The sequence below is a fragment of the Bradyrhizobium sp. STM 3557 genome, from assembly GCF_045571465.1.
GTDB lineage: Bacteria > Pseudomonadota > Alphaproteobacteria > Rhizobiales > Xanthobacteraceae > Bradyrhizobium.
The window spans coordinates 3,381,889-3,402,500 of sequence record NZ_CP120697.1; the positions used below are offsets into that span (position 1 = coordinate 3,381,889).

The following is a 20,612-nucleotide window of genomic DNA, read 5'->3' on the forward strand; positions in this document are numbered from 1 at the left end:
AGGCCGCGCCTTGTTGCGGGTACGGCGGCTGACAGGGGACTCGCCGCTGGGACGGCGGCGGCTTTTTAGCGTCAGAATGACGCTGCGACATTGCGCGAATTTCCTTCAGATGGGCGCCGCCGCTAGGCTTTCGACGAATCGCGTGTGTCATTTGGTTTCGGTGTATTGCTGCTCCCAACGTTCTGGCGGTGCAACATACTGGTATCCTGGGCCGCATCCGGCGTTCAGGCGCTCCGCCTAATACCGCTTGATGTGCATATGACCCCGTGAACCTACGGGGATTCGGCGCGTTGTTCAGCGTGGGGCCGTGGCAATGGCGGATATCGATTCCGCGTTTGTAACAGATCGTTTATGACGGTCCGGGGATGCCGGACAAATGCAGACGATGGACGTCAGGGAATTCGAAGATCTGATTGATCGGTTAGGGGAGGATACGTCCCGCTGGCCGGATGCGCAGCGCGAAGCGGCTGCGAGCCTTCTGTCGTCATCCATAGAGGCGGCCGAAGTCTTGGCGCGGGCTCGTGCGCTTCGCGAAGCGCTGGCTGTGCCGCCGGTCCGTGCGCCCGCAGGTCTCGCCGACCGCATCTTTGCGGCGGCGAGCCGGATCAAGGCCGAACAATCACTGGCTGACAGCGAAGCGCCGGTCGACGCCACGCAGCCAGGCTGATCTCGCCTCCATTTCATCGATGCTACGGGATGCTTCAAGCGGAGCCTCTCCATCGACGTTGCACGCCCCTCTCACCAGGTGCGATGGCTAGTACGCGCCCGCTCGCGCGCACCTTCCGCGTCACGGCCCGAGATCTCACGCCTAATTAGCATCTCCTGACTGTCTGAGCTGTCATAGCGTGCCGGCGCATGCTCTTCGCGCGCATGCACCAGGCGATTTTTGCCGCCCTGCACGGCGGCGCGGCGGCAAATTCTGCCGTCTAATCAATGCATTCCGTTGAATGAATCTGCGCCTGAATTCGGCGCGATGTCCGTTTGATTGGCAGACGAGATCACGATCGCACCTCGTGCGGATGCGTCATCCGATGCGCCGAGGTGCTGCTTGCGGAGTTTGCCATGACCGTTTCCTCGACGAGTTCGTCGACCGGGACGTCGTCCTCGACGTCATCGGCGAGTTCGTCCTCCAGCGGCGCGATGACATCGGCCGATTTTCTCAGCCTGCTCGTCAGCGAGCTGCAGAACCAGGACCCGATGAACGCGACCAGTGTCACCGACTTCATCAATCAGATGACGTCCTACGTCAACGTCGCGTCCCAGCAGGCGATCAACACCAGCCTGGGTTCGCTCGCGGGATCATTTACCAGCCTCGTGACCCTGAATTCGGTCAACTACATCGGGCACACCGTGACCGCAAAAACCGACACCGCTGTTCTGTCCGACGGCTCGGCCACGTTCAACTACTCGCTTTCGTCTGCGGCCTCGAAGGTCTCGATCACGATCACGGATTCGTCCGGCAACAAGGTCTGGACCGGCACGGGCAGCGGCGATGCCGGTTCGAACTCCTTCACCTGGAATGGCAAGAACTCGGACGGCAAGCAGCTCGCCGATGGCGGCAAGTACACGATCGCCGTCACTGCGAAGGACGCGGTCGGCAATTCCGTCGTCAACTACACGTCCATCACTGGCAAGGTCACCGGCATCGACACCTCGACCAGCACGCCTTCGCTCACGGTGAATGGCGTTTCCGTCAGCGCAAACGACATCATCGGCGTCTCCTCCTGATAGCAATACTTGGAGTTGGATTATGAGTCTTACCGGAGCACTTCACTCGGCGGTTTCGGCGCTCAACGCGCAGAGCTCGGCGCTCGCCATGATCGGCGACAACATCGCCAATTCGGATACGACGGGCTACAAGACGACATCGGCTTCGTTCCAGGATCTGGTGACGGCGTCCAGCAACTCGAAGGCGTATTCGTCGGGCGGCGTCTCGGTCTCGGGGATTGCGAACATCACCCAGCAGGGCCTGCTATCGGCCACGACGACGGCCACCAATGTCGCGATCCAAGGCAACGGCTTCTTCGTCGTCACCAATTCGACCGGCGCCGGCGGGACCACGTTCTATACCCGCAATGGCGCGTTCACCACCGACAAGAACGGCTTCCTCGTCAACGACGGCTACTACCTCGAGGGCTATCGGACCGACGCCAAAGGCAACATCGTCGGCACCGGGCTGGAGCCGGTCAAGACGAACATTGCGAAGTCGAACGGTGGCGCAACCACGGAGTCGTCGATCACGGCGAACCTGCCGGCGGATGCTGTCGTCAACACGTCGACGACCACCACGCCGACCGACGGCAGCTCGTTCTCGAGTTCGATGACCGTGTACGACTCGCTGGGCGAGGCGCATAGCCTCAACATCACCTGGACGAAGACCGCGAGCAATACTTGGAGCGCATCGTTCGCGCCGGCAACAGCATCAGATGGAACGGTGACGTCGCCGACGACGGCCGCACCTGCAACCACCGGCGTCTACACGGTGACGTTCAACAGCGACGGCTCGCTGAGCACGGTCACCCCGACCAACGCCACGACCGGCGAGGTGGCGCCACTCGGCATCACATGGGCTGACGGTGCTCAGGCCAGTTCGATCGCGCTCAATTTCGGCACGCGGAACGGCGGCACCGACGGCCTGACCCAGCTTGCATCTGGCGGGACGACGCCGAGCGTCACGAACTTCAAAGCCAATCCGGATGGCGTCAGCCTGGGGACGCTGACCAGCGTGTCGATCAGCCAGGGCGGCATCGTGGAGGCGACCTATTCGAACGGCAAGACCGTCCCGATCTACAAGCTGGCAGTCGCAACCTTCACCGATCCCAACGGTCTCGTGGTGCACACCGGCGGCATGTACACCTCGACGGCGGAATCGGGCGACGCGAAGTTGCAGACCTCGGGCGAGGGCGATGCGGGCGTCGTGTATGGCAGCGAACTCGAGTCCAGCACGACGGACACCACGGGCCAGTTCAGCAATATGATCTCGGCTCAACAGGCCTATTCGGCGGCGTCACAGGTCGTGACTACCGTCAACAAGATGTTCGACACCCTGATCTCGGCCATGAGGTGATCATGGGTGGTCAGAAGAAGGAGCGGCTCGGCGAAGGTGAGGCTCTGCTGCGCAAGCTGCGGCGACTGAAGATTCGTGCCGCAGCAACGGGTGCCGAGGACCGTGCCCAGCTGATTGCGCTGATGGATGACATCGAAACGGTACGACGAAAGCTGCTGCGCGAGTGCGCGCAGCTGGAGAAAGAGTTGAAGCTGGCGGCGGTCAGGGTCAATGCGTTCAACACTTATGCGCGCGTTGCGCGCGTGACTGGCTCGACGCAGCGTGGCGAGCACTAACGGCATGGGAGCGATATCATGAAAGCTGCACCCAGTATCCAAGCGAGCCCAATCGGGCCGGGCGAAGAGGGGGTGAAGACGCTGATCGCGCTGATTGACGAGCTGATCGCCGTGGTCGTCGAGGAGAACGTCGAACTGTCGAAGGGACTCCCGGCATCGCGCCTCAAGCAGGTGGACGAGAAGGGCAGGCTCGCAGGCGCATTCGAGCAGCGGGTCGCGGCCTGCACTGCTCATATGGCCAATCTGAACGTGAAGGACCGCATCCTGCGCGAGCAGTTGATGGGGAAGATCGCCGAGCTGCGTACCGCGATGGACGAGAACCTGATGCGGCTGCGCGCGGCGATCGACGCAAGCAATCGGCGGATCGAAGCTGTGATGCAGGCGATCCGCGAGCAGATCGCGAGCGTATCGCCGTATGGCGCCGCCGGTCGCCGGGCACCGACCCGGTCGGTGTCCTGCGGCACAAATGTCCGGGCCTGAGCAGGCCATTACCGTAGGAGGATGCGGTGTCACTCGATATTGCGCGCCTGATCGCGTTCAGCGCGCTCTCTGCAACCGAAGTCCAGATCGGCGTGGCGTCGTCGAACATCTCCAACGCCGACACCGCGGGTTACACCAGGAAGACTGCCAACCAGGTCGCCAACGTGACCGGCGGCGTCGGAACCGGCGTCTCGATCACGGGCATCAGCAGCAATGTCGACCAGCTTCTGCTGAAGTCGCTGATCGAATCCACGTCTGATCTCGGTGCTGCCGGTACCACCAACAGCTACATGAGCGAGCTGCAGCAACTGTTCGGCAGCATCAGCAGCGCGGGCACGTCCACCAAGGGCACGTCGCTCGCAAACACGTTGGCTTCGCTGGAGACGGCCCTGACGTCGCTTGCAAGCTCGCCAAGCAGCGTCTCGCTGCAATCGGCGGTGGTCAGCGCACTGGGCGACGTGGCTTCGCAATTGCGCGACACGTCGAGCAGCATTCAGACGTTGCGGTCCAACGCCGACCAGGACATCGCTTCGTCCGTCACCAGCATCAACAGCGATATCAACCAGATCGCGGACCTGAACCTGCAGATCAAGAGGATGGCCGCGGCCGGACAATCGACCGCGGACCTCGAAGACGAGCGCAACTCGGCGCTGCAGGATCTCTCCTCGTATATGAATGTCAGCTATTACACGGCGTCCAACGGCGATGTGCAGGTCTATTCGTCATCAGGGCAGGCGCTGGTGGATAGCTCCGCGCACACGCTGAGCTATACGGCATCCTCCAACGTCACGGCCTCGACCAGCTATAGCTCCGGCGGCTTCAGCGGGATCACGGTCGGTGGGGTCGATATCACCTCTCAGATCACCTCCGGCAAGATCGGTGCCCTGATCACGCTGCGTGACAAGACGCTGCCGGCGGAGCAGACTCAGCTGGATCAGCTCGCCACGCAGCTGAAGTCGGCGCTCAATTCGGTCAGCAACGGAGCCTCCGCCGTGCCGGCGCCGACCAGCCTGACCGGCACCGCGACGGTGAGCGGTTCGACCGCGCTGGCGGCCACCGGGACAGTCCGGATCGCAGTCACCGATCAGGGCGGAAAGCTCGTTTCGTATCAGGATCTCAATCTCTCGAGCTATTCCACGGTGGGCGACCTGGTGACGGCCCTCAACGGCATCTCCGGCGTGTCGGCCTCGGTCGACGCCAACGGGCACTTGAGCATCAGCTCGACCAATTCCGCAGATGGCGTTGCCATCAACGACATGAGCAGCTCGGTCAGCGGGGTAGGCTTCTCCGATTATTTCGGGATGAACGACCTCGTTACCGGGACGGGCGCGTCGAACTTCGCGGTCCGCAGCAACTTCCTCACCGGCGCGGAGGCGCTTCCGACCGATACGCTGGACGGCTCGGCCACGCTCACCGCCGGAAGCGAGGTTCTGACGCCCGGTTCGGCGACCATCATCAACTCGTTCTACAAGGCGCTCACGGGCTCCACGAACTTCGCCTCGGCCGGTGGGCTGACCGCCACGACAGGCTCGTTTGCCGACTATGCGTCCGCCATCGTGGCGAACGTTGCGAGCAAGGCGTCGCAGGCGTCCAGCGCCTATACCGCAAAGTCGACAGCACAATCGACCTACGCCAATTCGTTGTCGTCGGAAGCGGGCGTCAACATCGACGAAGAGACTGCGCGGATCAGCGCCCTGCAGAACAAGTATGCGGCGGCATCGCAATTGCTCTCGACCGTCAATGCGATGTTCTCGTCGCTGGTTTCCGCGATGCAGTCGACATAATCGAGCACAGAAAGATATGCCATGACCATGCGTGTTGCGACTTTTGGGGTCACGGATCAGATGGTTGCCAGCGCGCTCCGCACGGAGGCGACGATGGCCAATATGCAGGTGCAGGAGGCGTCGGGACTGAAGTCCGGCTATCTCGCCGATTATGGCGTGGATACCCAGCACATCGTCAACCTGCAGGTCTCCGTGACGCGTGCGCAGTCCTATATCGATGCCGCGACGCTCGCAGACAGCAAGACGAACGTCATGTACAAGGCCCTTGATCAGGTCTCGGATATCGTAACCAAGCTGCGCACAGCGCTCAGCGCGGCCAGCACCGCCAGCAGTACAGAGGTGGCCTCCGCCATCAGCTCGGCACAGCAGCTTCTCCAGCAGATGGGCGGAGCTCTCAACACGCAATATGACGGCCAATATGTGTTCGCCGGCGCAAAGACGTCGACGGCGCCAGTCGATCTGAGCTCGTTTGCGACCGGAGCGGGGTCGCTGTCCACGGCAGACACCAGCTACTATCGGGGGGATGATGAGCTGGCCTCGGTTCGGGTCTCGGGCACCCAGAGCGTGACCTACGGCGTCACGGCGGACAATCCGGCGATCGAAGAGGTCATGCGCGCATTGAAATTCGTGGCCAACAGCACCTCACTGTCGGCCGCCGATATTACGAATGCGCTCAAGCTCGTCGACAGCGCTGTCGACGATGTCGCGACGGTGCAGGCCAAGCTGTCGAGCGCGTCCGCGCAGATATCGACGGCGCAGTCGACCCAAAGCGATTTCATGAGTTATGCGGAGAGCCTCGGCACGAGCCTCTCCAGCGTCGACGTCGCGGCCGTGACCGCGCAGCTCTCGGCCTACCAGGCGCAGCTCACGGCATCCTATACGGCGATCTCCAAGGTCCAGAGCCTCAACCTGGCGAGCTATCTGCGGTAGGCGACCTATGTTGGCAAGGCACCTTGCGAAGGCGCCGCGCCACTGGTGCTGATGTCGCCTCAGCGCCCATAACTCGCGAGCGCGTCGAGCTGCCGTTGCGCTTCCGGCGCGCCCCATTCGCGGGCCTTCTGATACCACGATCGCGCCTGCGCGAGGTCAGGTCCGGCATCGGCGGCACCGGACTGCCGCACCAGGGTCGGATCATAGGTCTTCGCCAGTAAATAGGCAGCCTGCGCATCGCGGGCGTCCGCGGCGCGAAGCAGCAGCGCCCGTGCGGCCTTCACTTCGCCCATCAACAGCATTTCCTGCGCCCGCCGGACCAAGCCGCCAACCTCGTTTGTGCTGGGATCGACGCGGGGCGCGGGTGGGCTCGGCACAGGCTCCGGCGCGGCGGGCGCAGCAGCGACCTGCGGAGGCGGCGGAGCGGCCGGTGCGGCGACAGGCGCAGGTGGCGGCGGCGGAGCTTTCCAGCTGAGCTGTATCACGCTCGTGACCAGCGCCAAATTGTCTGCATTGCGCAGCTCGGCGGCCAAATTGATGTCGCCGGCGAAGTCCTGCGGCGGAATGACAACGGCGTTTGCCGCGTCATCGGCCGCCATGCGCCATTCGGTGAGACCCATCTGCTCGCCGGCTGTGAGCTTTGCGCCGACCGGGAGCCCCTTGATGGTGACCGTAACGCCGGGTTCGGCAGGTTGGACGCTCACACCCAGCTCCAGCGGCTCATTGAGCGTACCACTGTGATTGCGGACGATCAGCGTCGGAGCCGGGCGTTGGGTCGTCGGCGCGAAAGGTCGCAGCAATGTCAGGCTGCGCTGATCGGGTTGCTGCGGAAACAGCACCACATAGGCCAGCGCGACAAGTGCGGCCCCTGCGATCGCCACCGCGAAGGTCGCCGCAGCCGGGATCGACGAGCGTCGCTGCAGCACCGACGAGGCGTTCAGGAGCTCGGCCTCCTGCTGCTGACGCATCGCCATGGCGACGGCCGCGGCGAACGCGTCGGAGGAGTCCTTCGGTCGCGCTTCGTTCGGCTTGACGATCCGCAGGTGCGGCGTGAGGTCTTCGACTCGGCGTTGCGGCGCCAGAGCGCCATCGGGATCGGACGACATCGACGGGTCTTTTCTGTCCGGCGATCCGGGCGGCGCGTAGTAGGCCAGACTGTTGGGATCGTGGCTTTGATTTGAATCACTCACGCTAACCCCCCACTCGCTCTGCCGGCGGCGCCTCGCCGCGACATGTGCTTACGTTATTAAGCTCTTCATTAGCGAACGCGTTCGTGCCCAGGATGAGGATACCGCATGCATCCGCGCCATCGGAGTGTCCCCATCCGATGAGCGCTCACAACGTCAAAGCGAGCAATCTGCCTCACGTCATGTTCATCACGGCCAGCGACGGACATCATGTGCTGAATTTGGGTCTAAAGTGTGAGCATTCTACAGAAAGAACCACAAAAGCGAAGGCGTAGTTAAGGCAAGAAAATATCATCCTATACAACTCGAAAGTGTGCTCGTGTGTTGGTTGTGATGTCGCGATGGACACTTATTCGGATAGATTATCCGCCAACCCACGGGCTGAGAGAGCCTGCCATGCGTGGCTAGCCTTTTAGCGCCGCGAGCAGATGATCGGGACGTTCGGCCATCATCATGTGGCCGGCACCCGGCAGCACGATGGTCCTCGCATGCGGGATCGCGGATGCCAGCGCTCTGCCGGCCTTGGCCGGCGTCATCATATCCTTCTCGCCAAGGATGAGCGTGACCGGCACCTTGATGCGTGCGGCAGAGGCGAGCGCGTCCTGATAGGCGTTGCAGGCCGAGAGATCATTGAACAGCACGCCGGGCGCGCAGCGCTTCAGGGTCGCCTGCGCGCCGCCATGCATCCACAGGCCCGGCGCACGGCTGCCGCCGAGTTCGGCGGCATAACCGAGCCCCCAGATCGAGACCATGTCGATCGCCGCCTGGTCGTTTGTCTCGGCCGCCTTCAGAAGATCAGGGCCGACGGCCATGGTCGCGGCGGTACCGATCAGGCTCAGCGCGGTGACGCGGTCGGGGTGTCGCGCAGCCGCGTCGAGGGCGATCAGCGAACCCATGGAATGGCCGATCAGATGCGCGGAGGCAGCGCCGGCCGCATCGAGCAGGGCAACGGTCCAGTCCGCCATCGCGGCGATGCTGGACAGCGGCGTCCCCGCCGAGCGCCCGTGGCCGGGAAGGTCCGCCGCCAGCACGGCATGGCCGTGATGCGCGAACCAGCGGCTGTGCAGCGCCCAGGCGGAATGATCGAAGCCGGCGCCATGCAGGAACACCACGGCGGGCAGTGCAGGGTCAAAATTCCGCCCGCCGGTCGCGACGAAAGTCTCCTTGCCAATCACTGACAGCTGCATGGCTCACACCTTCTGCGAGGCGCGCAGCGCCTGTCCGAGATCGTCGATGATATCTTGAGCCGCTTCGATGCCAACCGATAGCCTCACCAACTCCTCGCCGATCCCTGCGGCTTTGAGTTGGCTTGCATCCATCTGCTGATGCGTTGTGCTGGCGGGATGAATCACCAGCGTCTTGGCGTCGCCGACATTGGCGAGATGGCTGATCAGCTTCAGGCTTTCGATGAACTTGCGCCCCGAAGGCCGTCCGCCCTTGATGCCGAACGAAACGATCGAGCCGGCGCCGCGCGGCAAGAGCTCACGCGCCAGCGCATGGTCCGGGTGATTTTCAAGCGACGGATGCAGCACCCAGTCAACCGCCTTGTTTGTCTTGAGGAAGTCCAGCACCGCAATGGTGTTCGCGACGTGGCGCTCCATGCGCACAGGCAGTGTTTCGATGCCCTGCAGGAGATGGAAGGCGTTGGTCGGTGACAGGCAGGCGCCGAAATCGCGCAAACCTTCCGTGCGCGCCCGCATGATGAAGGCCGCCGGGCCGAACTGCTCGTCGAAGACCATACCGTGATAGCCGGCATAGGGCTCGGTGAGTTGCGGGAATTTCCCCGACGAGCGCCAGTCGAACCGGCCACCATCGATGATGGCGCCGCCGATCGCGATGCCATGGCCGCCGAGCCACTTGGTCACCGAATGCATCACGATGTCCGCGCCGAGCGCGACGGGCTGGCTGAGATAGGGCGTGGCAAAGGTGTTGTCGACCAGCAGCGGCACGCCGGCGGCGTGGGCGATATCGGCGACCTTCGGGATATCCAGCACCTCGAGTCCGGGATTGCCGATGGTCTCGCCAATCACGAGCCGCGTTCGCGGCGTGATCGCCGCACGGAAGGCGTCGAGATCCCTGGGCTTCACGAAAGAGGTGGTGATGCCGAAGCGCGGCAGCGTGTGCGCGAGCAGATTGATGGTGCCGCCATAGAGCGAGGAAGAAGCAACGATATGATCGCCGGCATTAAGCAGGGTGGCGATGGCGAGGTGCAGCGCCGCCTGGCCGCTCGCGGTGCAGATCGCGCCGACGCCGCCTTCCAGTGCGGCAAGCCGTTCCTCGAGTACCGCCGTGGTCGGATTGGAGATGCGCGTGTAAATATGCCCGGCACGTTCGAGGTTGAACAGCGCCGCGGCGTGATCGGTGTCCTCGAACACGTAGGACGTGGTCTGATAGATCGGCACCGCGCGGGCGCCGGTCACGGGATCGGGCTGCTGGCCCGCATGCAGGCTCAGGGTCTCGAAAGCGGGCGGTTTCGGCGGCGGCATGCTGGACTCCCGGGATAGGCGAAAGACGGTCTGTTCTGCCACAAATCCGCAGGCGGCGTCAGCCTCACGGCGCCTTCGGTGTCCATATCTTCAATGCCGTGGTGTCGACCTTCACCGGCAGCACGTGCTCGGCCAAAAACGCGTCCGCGATCTTCTGCTGCTCGGACAGACCAGCCAAAGTCACCGCACCGACCTGGTAGGAGCGATGGCTGTTGGCTTCCTCCACGGTCGCAGCGTCGATGCCCCAGAGACCGGCGAGCAGGGTCGCGGCGGGACCGGGATTGGCCTTTACCCATTTTCCGGTCTCTGCGAGCTTGCCGTAGATCACGTCGAGCACGGCGCCGTGCTTGTCGGCGTAGTCGGCCGAGGCCAAGTAGTAGCGCTTGTAGCTCGCAAGCCCATTACTGCCGTCGGCCAGGACGCGCGCGCCGGACTGCCTGATGACGCTGGACAGGAACGGATCCCAGGCGATCCAGGCGTCGACATTGTTGCTGACAAAAGCGGCGCGGCCGTCCGCCGGTGGCAGATAGGCGGGCGCGATGTCCTTGAAGGTGAGGCCCGCCTTCGCCAAGGCCGCCAGCAGCAGATAGTGGCTGCCGGCGCCCTTGGTCACGGCGATCCGCTTGCCCTTCAGCTCGGAGACCACCTTGAGCGGCGAGGAGGTCGGAACCAGAATGGCCTGCGCGGACGGCGAGGGCGCTTCCTCGGCGACATAAGCGAGCTTGGCGCCGGCGGCTTGCGCAAAGATCGGCACGGTGTCGGCGACATCGGCGCCGAAATCGATGCTGCCGACATTGATCGCCTCCAGCAGCGGCAGGCCGCTCGAGAATTCGTGCCACGTGATGGCGATGCCGAGCGGCGCCAAGGCCTTCTCCAATTCGCCATTGGCCTTGAGGATCGCGATCAGCGTCGATGAGCGCTGATAGCCGATGCGCAGCGTTTCGGCCGCCATGGCGGGGCGGGCGGCCTCGGCGCTGATGAGCATGCCGAGCGAGACCGCAGCGAGGCCCTGCAGGATCGCGGCGCGGCGTGTGCGGGCCGAAGGGAGACATTGCGCATCGGCCGTGGTCGGGGCCGGCGTCTGGCGGGCAAGGAAATTCATATCGAAACTCCGGGGACCAATTGTGATCGCATTGTTTGACGGATGGCGTGGGCGGGAGCAATTTTGCTTATCATCGAGATCGGAGAGCAAAATTCTCCATTTGACGAGCGTGTGAGAACGATTGTTCTCGGGACCTTGCTCGCGCCGGCCTGATGACGGACGCCACGACCGGTTCAGCTTCTACCATTTCCGCGGGGAATTTTTCCCAGTCATTGCGAGGAGCCCACCGGGTCTCGCCTTCGGCGAGCCCGATGACAAGCTCCGGCGACGAAGCAATCCAGTTCTCTCGTCACGCGTGATGCTGGATTGCTTCGGCGCTACGCGCCTCGCAACGACTAAAACATGCAGCTCCGTTCTCGCGACGCAGAGTTGCGTCCGAGCTTTGCGCCGAGCATTGTCCCCTCCCGGAAAAGAGGGCACAGGGAAGGCCGCATAGGCGTTAAGATAATGCGGGCATCGATTGATATCGTCGTTTTCGAGGTGGCTCGTAGAGGTGCCGGTCCAATACCCGTTTGCTGTGATGGAGGCGGCGGATGGTTGGTTGTGGAATGATTGCTTGTAGCAAGGACGCAATGAGTTGCTGCAAGACACGCCAAGCGCCAGGTGTCGTCAGGCGGCCTGCGTCCAGTGGGGAGAGTCCTCGAACTCGCGGACAAGCGGTTCGAGCAGCAAAATGATCAAGAGATGAGCCAGCAGGTAGGGCTTGGCGGAGCGCGGATCGGTTCCAGGCGGTGTCTTGAGGCCGATCAAACTCTTCAATCGCTTGAAGCCGAGTTCGATCCGCCATCGCAGTCTGTAAAGCGCAAGCACATCTTCGACGGTGAACTCGTCCGGCGCTAGCGAGGTGACCAGGATGACCCAATCCGCCGCTTCCAAAGTTTCTTTAGAGATGGTGCGGTTTTCGTCTTGGGCGTCTCGCCGGGCTTTACGACGCGACGCGGCAGCCGCATCGGCAGACTTCTTGACTGCGATCAGACGCATAGCCAGAGGCGCGCCGGCCTTGCGTTTGATCCAAATCGGCCGATCGATCAGTCCGCGGGCGTTCCCCGCCCGTAATTCGGCTATCAGATCGAGCGGATAGCCTTTGGCATCAAGCCAACGTGCGTTCTTCCAGCCCGCTCGGATCAAAACATCTGCACCAGCTTCGAGCACTGCCGAGATGCGATCAGGTTGTAGATAGGCGCGGTCAGCAATACGGATCTCACCCTTGACCACTGGTATGCGGTCAAACGTCTCGCCCTCTTGCTGATCTGTCAGTTCGAAATGGCCAAACCGCTCATATGGCAGATCAAATGCACTATGAATGCGCCAAAGCTCGCTGTTCTTGCGCGCAGCCGGCCCTGCCTGAGGCACTGTCGTGGCATCGATGATACGGATCAGACGGCCTCGGCTCGCCTTTGGCGCCGCCGCCGCGAGCAAGCGCTCCACAAGCACGGTAAACCAATCGCCACATTGACGCAGGCGGTAGAACAGCGCCACGCTACTCAGATTGGCAAGGCCAACAGAAGCAGCCCACGCGGCCGTCGATCTTAACCCTCTTTCACCCAGACAATAAGCCAGCATCAGCCGAAGCAACGCCACCGCATCAGGGATCCGCCGTTGCCGCACAAAAGCTTTCGTCTGGCGCGCGCTGCTCTCGAGCTGCGCAGCCCCACCTAGCTGCGTAACGACGCTCGCCCAGTCTTCGTTCAAAAGCGAATCTCGTGTCATCCCATGTTCGAATCACGAACGATTCCAACACGCAAGACTAAACTTAACGCCTATGGGGAAGGCCGGGTGCAGGCTGCACCCATGGCCCGCCTGCTAGACAAAAAAGCAGGCGGCAGTCACCACAGGTACGAGCCGAACATCCGGCCTTCCCTGCGCGATGGCGTTACGGCTTATACGTGGTCTCCTCGGTGCGCCCTGCTTTTTGGCCACCGTCGCGAGCGGCTCATCACCGCCCACTTGGCATCAGCGTCGGGATGCCGGGACCGCACGATTTCGCCGTGCGCATCGCATTGTTCGTCCGCTCGCAACGCGAGCTGCAACACGACGCGCCCACCGCATCTCCCGCCCAACGTTTCGTGACGACCCGCGAAGCGCCCCTCTGATCGGGCGAGGACAGAGCTGATGTAGCATGATTTCCGAAAAAACGAAAGAGAAATTTTGTCGATCGAGTCAAATGGAGGATCGGGTTGAAAGCTCAGGCAAAAGTCCGCCTTTGCCCGGTACGCGATCTCACGGCGTCCTCCCGAAGCTGACATCATGCGCGGCGGTCTCGATGACCCGGGCGACGGCACGAGGGTGGGAGATGTAGACGGCGTGGCTTGCGGGGATCAGTGTCACCTTGGAGCCGGCCCGCTTGGCCATCCACCGCGCGCGTTCAGGATCAAGGGCATGGTCCTGCGTAGCGATGATCGCGTAGCTCGGTTTGTCGTGCCAGGCCGCCTGCGTGAGCTTTGCGCTGAAGACCGAGCCTGACACCGGCACCTGCGAGCTTGCCATGAATGCGGCCTGCGCCTTGGGCAGATCCGCGCCGAAATCGGCAGCGAACTTCGCCGGGTCGAGCACGACAAAACCGTCCTTCGTCGTCCTCAGATCCTTGCTCGCTTCGGGGCGCGGTGGCGCCGCCTCGGCGCTGCTCTCGCCGATATCGGGTTGAAGCGCGGCGACATAGACAAGCGCCTTCACCCTGGGATCGCTGCCGGCCACGCTAATAATGGCGCCGCCATAGCTGTGGCCAACCAGGACGACCGGGCCATCCTGCCAGGCAAGCACGCGCTTGGTCGCTGCGACGTCGTCGTCCAGTCCGGTCAGCGGCTGCTGCACGATGCTGACGTGGTAACCGTCCCTGGTCAGCACGTCATAGACGCCTCGCCAACCGGAGCCGTCGACGAGTGCGCCGTGAACGAGAACGATCGTCGCGGAATGCATGGACGATGCAGCCACTTGTGCGTTCGCGCTGGTCGCGAGCATCAGTGCTATGATCGTCCCAAGGAGACTCTGCGGCATAGTCATGAGGCTCTCCGTGCACACGCTTGAGGTTATCGCGCTCCAAGTTACGCCTTTTGTCCGGTCGGGTAGGGCTCCTGCAGAACGGAAGAGCCGGTTTCCAGCAGGGACTTGAGATTGGAGATGATCTTGGGCCAGCCGCCGGACACCGCCTCGATCAGCTTCGAGGGTTTCTGCTCGATGCTGTGGGTGATCGACAGCTTGACGGCAGCTCCACTGGGTTCGAGCTCGATCGTGCACTGAGAATAGCCTTCGGCCTTCAGCTCTGGCCTGTTCTGGTGCTGCCAGCGGATGACCAGGCGATGCGGCGGCTCGGACTCGACGATCTCGCCGGCATCGAAAATCTGGCCATCGGCGGACACCAGCTGCCATGATGATCCTGCCGTCCATTGGCTTTCGCAGTGCATGCCGAACCAGTACTGCTTCATGAACTCGGCATCGGTCAGCGCCGACCACAGCTTCTCCGGCGTGGTGCGGATATAGCTCACATAGACGAAGGTCGATCTAGTCATCGGTGCTCTCCAGGCGTCGCTTCAGGTTTGACAGCGCCTTGAGGCGCGGCCGTTCGAATCTTGCAATCCAGCGGTCGTAGATCTCCTGGAGCGGCACTGGATTGAGGAAGTGCAGCTTCTCGCGGCCGCGCCGCACGGTGGCAACCAGGTTCGCCGCTTCCAAAACCCCAAGGTGCTGCGTCACGCCTTGTCGCGTCATGTCCAGGTGCTCGCAGAGCTCGACGAGCGTGCGGCCGTCATGGACGCGCAGCAGATCGAGCAGCTTGCGGCGGCTCGGATCGGCCAAAGCCTTGAACAGCTGGTCGGTGTCGTCGCGCTCTACCATCTCGATACGCAAGTGATTGCTTGCCTAATTATGCAAGCAATTGCTTGCCTGTCAAGCTGCCCTCGATCGGCCGACGGACGTCACTGGTGGCGCTGTTGGATATCGTCTGGGGAGGGCCGTGGTGCAGGCGCCAACTACGAGGGGCGTCGCGCCTGCTTCACGATGGCTGCGGCCGATAATGCGCCGCCGGATGCGGCGCCGTCAGACGCGCGCGCCCGGCACCAAACATCTTCTCGCGCAAGGTGCCGGGCTGATAGGCCTGCTTGTAGCGGCCGCGCCGGGTCAGCTCCGGCACCAGGAGATCGGCCACATCGGCGAAGCTTTCCGGTGACAAGGCGAAGGCAAGGTTGAGCCCGTCGACGCCGGTTTGCTCGGCCCAGGCCTCGATCTCGTCGGCGACCTTCTCCGGCGTGCCGACGAAGACCGGGCCGATGCCGCCGATGCCGATGTGCTCGGCGACCTCACGCACAGTCCAGATCCGGTCGGGATCGGCGCGGGTGACGTTGTCCATCGCGCTGCGTCCGGCGTCGTTGAGGACGTGGCGGACCTCTTGGTCGAGCTCATAGGTCGAGAAATCGACGCCGGTCCAGCCCGACATCAGCGTCAGCGAGGCCTCATGGTCGATGTAGTGCCGGTAGTCGGCGAGCTTGGCCTCCGCCTCAGCCTCGGTGGCGCCGAGCACGATGGTGGCGATGCTGAAGATCACGATGTCATCGCCCGCGCGGCCTGCATCCACTGCCGCTTGGCGGATCGCCGCCACACGAGGCGCGATCACCTTGGTCGATGGCCCCGACATGAACACGCATTCGGCATGTCGGCCGGCGAAGAGGCGGCCGCGCGGCGAGGTGCCGGCCTGATAGAGCAGGGGCGTGCGCTGCGGTGACGGCTCGCAGAGGTGGATGGCATCGAGCTGGAAATTCGTGCCCTGGTGCCGGACGCGGTGGACCTTGCTGGGATCGGTGAAGATGCCGCTGACGCGATCGCGCAGTGCGGCGTCGTCCTCCCAGCTGCCTTCCCAGAGTTTGTAGACCACCTCCATGTATTCGTCGGCGACATCATAGCGGTCATCATGGCCGGCCTGGCGATCCCGGCCCATGCCGCGCGCGGCGCTGTCGAGATAGCCGGTCACGATGTTCCAGCCGATGCGCCCCTCGGTGAGATGATCGAGCGTCGACATCCTCCGTGCGAACGGAAAAGGCGGCTCATAGGACAGCGTGCAGGTGACGCCGAAGCCGAGATGCGAGGTGACGGCGGCCATGGCCGAGATCAGCATCAGGGGATCGTTGACCGGCACCTGGATCGCGTGGCGCAGTGCAGCGTCGGGGCTGCCGCCATAGACGTCGTAGACGCCGAGCACGTCGGCGAGAAAGAGCCCGTCGAACCGGCCGCGCTCCAGTATCTTGGCGAGATCGATCCAGTAGGGCAGGCGATTGTAGTTGCTGGAGCGGTCACGCGGATGCCGCCACAGCCCGGGCGATTGATGCCCGATACAGTTCATCGCGAACGCGTTCAGCCGGATTTCTTTCGCCATGCTCAGTCCTCAGCATTTCCGCACGCGCCAGCTTGGCACGATTGCGGTTCGCTGCGTAGGGCGATGACGCTGCGCAACGGGTGAGCATGGGACAGGCGATGCGCGGTTCGTCCAGGAACTCGGTCGGAGGGAATGGCCGGAACGATTGTGCCAGATCGGGGCTGTGGAAAAGTTTTTACGCGAGTGCGAAAAAACCGCTTGCTCATCCCCCGGCCTTCCCATAGATAACCGCCATCCGAAACGAGCCAATCACTGGCGCCTGCCACTTGCAGGGCGCCGTTATTTGTCTCTCGGACCTTGAAGACGTCGGAAAGTTACCTATCTGTAGAGGCTCCGCCAAGGAGCATCTCGCTTCCGAAAATTTCGAGGTGGCCGCTTTGTAGCCCTTGGCTGCAGAGGGGCAGGCTGTTTGACAAGTGAAGATGAAGAAAGAGAAACGTGGACGGCGGAGTCCTTGCGGGTCTCTGGCGTTGGGCTTCGGCTTGATGTTCGGGACTGGACGAGAAGACTTCGGCGGTTACACGTTTCAAAGGTAACACCATGGTTGCTTGCGCTGTGAAGCGTAGGCGATCTGTTGGTGGGACCTCGTCAAACGTTGTGATCAGCCGGTTCAAGCTTCAAGTTCAACTTGAGAGTTTGATCCTGGCTCAGAGCGAACGCTGGCGGCAGGCTTAACACATGCAAGTCGAGCGGGCGTAGCAATACGTCAGCGGCAGACGGGTGAGTAACGCGTGGGAACGTACCTTTTGGTTCGGAACAACCCAGGGAAACTTGGGCTAATACCGGATAAGCCCTTCGGGGGAAAGATTTATCGCCGAAAGATCGGCCCGCGTCTGATTAGCTAGTTGGTGAGGTAATGGCTCACCAAGGCGACGATCAGTAGCTGGTCTGAGAGGATGATCAGCCACATTGGGACTGAGACACGGCCCAAACTCCTACGGGAGGCAGCAGTGGGGAATATTGGACAATGGGCGCAAGCCTGATCCAGCCATGCCGCGTGAGTGATGAAGGCCCTAGGGTTGTAAAGCTCTTTTGTGCGGGAAGATAATGACGGTACCGCAAGAATAAGCCCCGGCTAACTTCGTGCCAGCAGCCGCGGTAATACGAAGGGGGCTAGCGTTGCTCGGAATCACTGGGCGTAAAGGGTGCGTAGGCGGGTCTTTAAGTCAGGGGTGAAATCCTGGAGCTCAACTCCAGAACTGCCTTTGATACTGAAGATCTTGAGTTCGGGAGAGGTGAGTGGAACTGCGAGTGTAGAGGTGAAATTCGTAGATATTCGCAAGAACACCAGTGGCGAAGGCGGCTCACTGGCCCGATACTGACGCTGAGGCACGAAAGCGTGGGGAGCAAACAGGATTAGATACCCTGGTAGTCCACGCCGTAAACGATGAATGCCAGCCGTTGGTGGGTTTACTCACCAGTGGCGCAGCTAACGCTTTAAGCATTCCGCCTGGGGAGTACGGTCGCAAGATTAAAACTCAAAGGAATTGACGGGGGCCCGCACAAGCGGTGGAGCATGTGGTTTAATTCGACGCAACGCGCAGAACCTTACCAGCCCTTGACATGTCCAGGACCGGTCGCAGAGACGTGACCTTCTCTTCGGAGCCTGGAGCACAGGTGCTGCATGGCTGTCGTCAGCTCGTGTCGTGAGATGTTGGGTTAAGTCCCGCAACGAGCGCAACCCCCGTCCTTAGTTGCTACCATTGAGTTGAGCACTCTAAGGAGACTGCCGGTGATAAGCCGCGAGGAAGGTGGGGATGACGTCAAGTCCTCATGGCCCTTACGGGCTGGGCTACACACGTGCTACAATGGCGGTGACAATGGGAAGCGAAGACGCAAGTCCTAGCAAATCTCAAAAAGCCGTCTCAGTTCGGATTGGGCTCTGCAACTCGAGCCCATGAAGTTGGAATCGCTAGTAATCGTGGATCAGCACGCCACGGTGAATACGTTCCCGGGCCTTGTACACACCGCCCGTCACACCATGGGAGTTGGCTTTACCTGAAGACGGTGCGCTAACCGAAAGGGGGCAGCCGGCCACGGTAGGGTCAGCGACTGGGGTGAAGTCGTAACAAGGTAGCCGTAGGGGAACCTGCGGCTGGATCACCTCCTTTCTAAGGATGGCTCTTCAGCAAGCTTTGGTCTTTGACCATCTGCTTCTATCGAGCTGTTTTAGAAACATTCAGGGGCCATCGGATCGCCAGATCTTTGATGAGCTCCATAGGCGGGATTTCGCCGTCTTCGTTTCTCTTTCTTCGCGGACGAACACGCTGCCTGGGGCTTGGCGCTGTGCGATGCATCGGCGTCGAGCCGGGCTGAGCGTGCGCGGGCCCTGGCGTCTCTCGAAGAGATGAGCGTTTAGGGCTTGTAGCTCAGTTGGTTAGAGCGCGCGCTTGATAAGCGTGAGGTCGGAAGTTCGAGTCTTCCCAGGCCCACCACGCTTCGCCTTCGGCTTCGCGTGGCACGCCGTGCTCTGAAATGAGCGAAGCGTGCCCGGCGAAGCCACTTGGCGAAGACGGGCGTTATGCATTCGTCTTCTGGTTACGGGGCCATAGCTCAGCTGGGAGAGCGCGTGCTTTGCAAGCATGAGGTCGTCGGTTCGATCCCGTCTGGCTCCACCAGATGGTTTGATCACCGAGGTTGCTCGAATCGTCGTCCGCGAAACATCACTTCGCATCCATGTCGCAATCGACGTGGGATGCGGGTTATTCGACATCGTGAAGAGGAGATCGATCCGAGTTGGATCGCGCAATGGAGCGTCACCGAGCAATCGGCGGCGGTCGGAATTTGCGCGGATCCTTCACTATCTCCGGGTCATTTCGGCGCGGGACTGAACGCTGTGAAGCGGGCTGTCCTGTTGTAAATGACTCTGTTGGCGAGGCTTGACCGCGTCGCCATCGGTTCGATCTTACGAAGCAAGCTGGTCTTTCTAATCAGTGTCCGGCCGTGATGTCCGCGTCTTCGGGCGTGGTGCACGGCATACATTCTGCCGAGTGTGTGGACATTGATGATGAGAGCAATCAAGTGCCTTAAGGGTGTTCGGTGGATGCCTTGGCGCTGAGAGGCGATGAAGGACGTGCTACGCTGCGATAAGCCGTGGGGAGCTGCGAAGAAGCTTTGATCCGCGGATTTCCGAATGGGGAAACCCACCTTCGATAGCCGGAACTCCAAGACCTTTGGTCATGGGGTTTGATTGGGAGACCGAGAGGATCTGAGGCCGTGAGGTCTTGGATTTCCGGTTATCAAGAGAAGGTATGAGACTTCTGAATTCATAGGAGGTTTCAAGCGAACCCAGGGAACTGAAACATCTAAGTACCTGGAGGAAAGGACATCAACAGAGACTCCGCTAGTAGTGGCGAGCGAACGCGGACCAGGCCAGTCATGAATGAGAGACAACCAGAACCTGTCAGGAAAGCAGGGCCTCAGAGGGTGATAGCCCCGTATGGGTAATGCGATCATTCATGCACGAGTAAGGCGGGACACGTGCAATCCTGTCTGAACATGGGGGGACCACCCTCCAAGCCTAAGTACTCCTCAGCGACCGATAGTGAACCAGTACCGTGAGGGAAAGGTGAAAAGCACCCCGACGAGGGGAGTGAAATAGACCTGAAACCGGACACCTACAAACAGACGGAGCCCAAGATCTCGTTCTGGGTGACGTCGTACCTTTTGTATTATGGGCCAGCGACTTAATTTAACGAGCAAGCTTAAGCCGATAGGCGTAGGCGCAGCGAAAGCGAGTCTGAACAGGGCGCTAAGTTCGTTGTATTAGACCCGAAACCTAGTGATCTAGCCATGAGCAGGTTGAAGGTGAGGTAACACTCACTGGAGGACCGAACGGGTGCCTGTTGAAAAAGGCTCCGATGACTTGTGGTTAGGGGTGAAAGGCCAATCAAACTGGGAAATAGCTGGTTCTCCGCGAAAGATATTTAGGTATCGCCT

16 protein-coding genes, 2 tRNA genes and 2 rRNA genes (1 of these 20 running past the window's edge) are annotated in these 20,612 nt (G+C 61.7%); 11 read left to right on the forward strand and 9 right to left on the reverse strand.

Features of this window, described 5'->3' with window-relative positions; genetic code table 11:
• The first annotated feature begins 376 nt into the window (after positions 1-376).
• The 7 genes from P6U24_RS15230 (at position 377) to P6U24_RS15260 (ending at position 6,536) form a co-directional block, all read left to right on the forward strand.
• On the forward strand, positions 377-667 hold the full coding sequence (locus tag P6U24_RS15230; protein ID WP_407159897.1) for a hypothetical protein: 291 nt from the start codon (positions 377-379) through the stop codon (positions 665-667).
• A gap of 395 nt (positions 668-1,062) precedes the next feature.
• Positions 1,063-1,728 carry a flagellar hook assembly protein FlgD gene (locus P6U24_RS15235; protein ID WP_407159898.1) on the forward strand — a complete coding sequence of 222 codons (666 nt, stop codon included), beginning with the start codon at positions 1,063-1,065 and terminating at the stop codon, positions 1,726-1,728.
• Between the two features lie 22 nt (positions 1,729-1,750).
• Positions 1,751-3,067: a flagellar hook protein FlgE gene (gene flgE / locus P6U24_RS15240; RefSeq protein ID WP_407159899.1), complete on the forward strand. Its 1,317-nt coding sequence runs from the start codon at positions 1,751-1,753 to the stop codon at positions 3,065-3,067.
• Between the two features lie 2 nt (positions 3,068-3,069).
• On the forward strand, positions 3,070-3,342 hold the full coding sequence (locus tag P6U24_RS15245) for a hypothetical protein (protein ID WP_407159900.1): 273 nt from the start codon (positions 3,070-3,072) through the stop codon (positions 3,340-3,342).
• An 18-nt stretch (positions 3,343-3,360) separates the two neighbouring features.
• Positions 3,361-3,822, forward strand: a complete 462-nt coding sequence (locus P6U24_RS15250; protein ID WP_407159901.1) for a flagellar protein FlgN — start codon at positions 3,361-3,363, stop codon at positions 3,820-3,822.
• A 26-nt stretch (positions 3,823-3,848) separates the two neighbouring features.
• Positions 3,849-5,606, forward strand: a complete 1,758-nt coding sequence (flgK, locus tag P6U24_RS15255) for a flagellar hook-associated protein FlgK (protein WP_407159902.1) — start codon at positions 3,849-3,851, stop codon at positions 5,604-5,606.
• A 21-nt stretch (positions 5,607-5,627) separates the two neighbouring features.
• A complete protein-coding gene (locus P6U24_RS15260; protein WP_407159903.1) occupies positions 5,628-6,536 on the forward strand; it encodes a flagellin in 909 nt (302 codons plus the stop codon).
• A 59-nt stretch (positions 6,537-6,595) separates the two neighbouring features.
• On the opposite strand, the gene P6U24_RS15265 is transcribed toward P6U24_RS15260, so the two are convergent.
• From P6U24_RS15265 to P6U24_RS15305, 9 genes are all read right to left on the reverse strand, one after another.
• Positions 6,596-7,726 carry a hypothetical protein gene (locus P6U24_RS15265; RefSeq protein ID WP_407159904.1) on the reverse strand — a complete coding sequence of 377 codons (1,131 nt, stop codon included), beginning with the start codon at positions 7,724-7,726 and terminating at the stop codon, positions 6,596-6,598.
• A gap of 401 nt (positions 7,727-8,127) precedes the next feature.
• Positions 8,128-8,910 carry an alpha/beta fold hydrolase gene (locus P6U24_RS15270; protein ID WP_407159905.1) on the reverse strand — a complete coding sequence of 261 codons (783 nt, stop codon included), beginning with the start codon at positions 8,908-8,910 and terminating at the stop codon, positions 8,128-8,130.
• A 3-nt stretch (positions 8,911-8,913) separates the two neighbouring features.
• Positions 8,914-10,209, reverse strand: coding sequence for an O-acetylhomoserine aminocarboxypropyltransferase (locus P6U24_RS15275; RefSeq protein WP_407159906.1), 1,296 nt, complete (start codon positions 10,207-10,209; stop codon positions 8,914-8,916).
• A 64-nt stretch (positions 10,210-10,273) separates the two neighbouring features.
• Positions 10,274-11,194: an aliphatic sulfonate ABC transporter substrate-binding protein gene (locus P6U24_RS15280; protein WP_407160475.1), complete on the reverse strand. Its 921-nt coding sequence runs from the start codon at positions 11,192-11,194 to the stop codon at positions 10,274-10,276.
• Between the two features lie 726 nt (positions 11,195-11,920).
• Positions 11,921-13,021 (reverse strand): IS4 family transposase, encoded by a 1,101-nt coding sequence (locus P6U24_RS15285; RefSeq protein WP_407157030.1) that lies wholly within the window; start codon positions 13,019-13,021, stop codon positions 11,921-11,923.
• Between the two features lie 510 nt (positions 13,022-13,531).
• Positions 13,532-14,311, reverse strand: a complete 780-nt coding sequence (locus P6U24_RS15290; protein WP_407159907.1) for an alpha/beta fold hydrolase — start codon at positions 14,309-14,311, stop codon at positions 13,532-13,534.
• Positions 14,312-14,352: 41 nt separating this feature from the next.
• Positions 14,353-14,817 carry an SRPBCC family protein gene (locus P6U24_RS15295; RefSeq protein WP_407159908.1) on the reverse strand — a complete coding sequence of 155 codons (465 nt, stop codon included), beginning with the start codon at positions 14,815-14,817 and terminating at the stop codon, positions 14,353-14,355.
• The gene (locus P6U24_RS15300) at positions 14,810-15,142 is read right to left on the reverse strand and encodes an ArsR/SmtB family transcription factor (RefSeq protein ID WP_407159909.1); all 333 of its coding nucleotides are present in this window, start codon (positions 15,140-15,142) and stop codon (positions 14,810-14,812) included. Before P6U24_RS15300 ends, P6U24_RS15295 begins: the two co-directional genes overlap by 8 nt.
• Before the next feature lie 157 nt (positions 15,143-15,299).
• Positions 15,300-16,673: an LLM class flavin-dependent oxidoreductase gene (locus P6U24_RS15305; RefSeq protein ID WP_407159910.1), complete on the reverse strand. Its 1,374-nt coding sequence runs from the start codon at positions 16,671-16,673 to the stop codon at positions 15,300-15,302.
• Positions 16,674-17,297: 624 nt separating this feature from the next.
• On the opposite strand from P6U24_RS15305, the gene P6U24_RS15310 reads away from it, so the two are divergent.
• The 4 genes from P6U24_RS15310 to P6U24_RS15325 all read left to right on the forward strand — a co-directional run.
• A 16S ribosomal RNA gene (locus tag P6U24_RS15310) occupies positions 17,298-18,784 on the forward strand.
• A 247-nt stretch (positions 18,785-19,031) separates the two neighbouring features.
• A tRNA-Ile gene (locus tag P6U24_RS15315) sits at positions 19,032-19,108 on the forward strand.
• Positions 19,109-19,215: 107 nt separating this feature from the next.
• Positions 19,216-19,291: transfer RNA gene (locus P6U24_RS15320), tRNA-Ala, on the forward strand.
• A 397-nt stretch (positions 19,292-19,688) separates the two neighbouring features.
• Positions 19,689-20,612 (forward strand): 23S ribosomal RNA (locus tag P6U24_RS15325) (it continues 1,926 nt past the right edge of the window).
• The 16S and 23S rRNA genes sit together here with 2 tRNA genes alongside, the layout of an rRNA operon.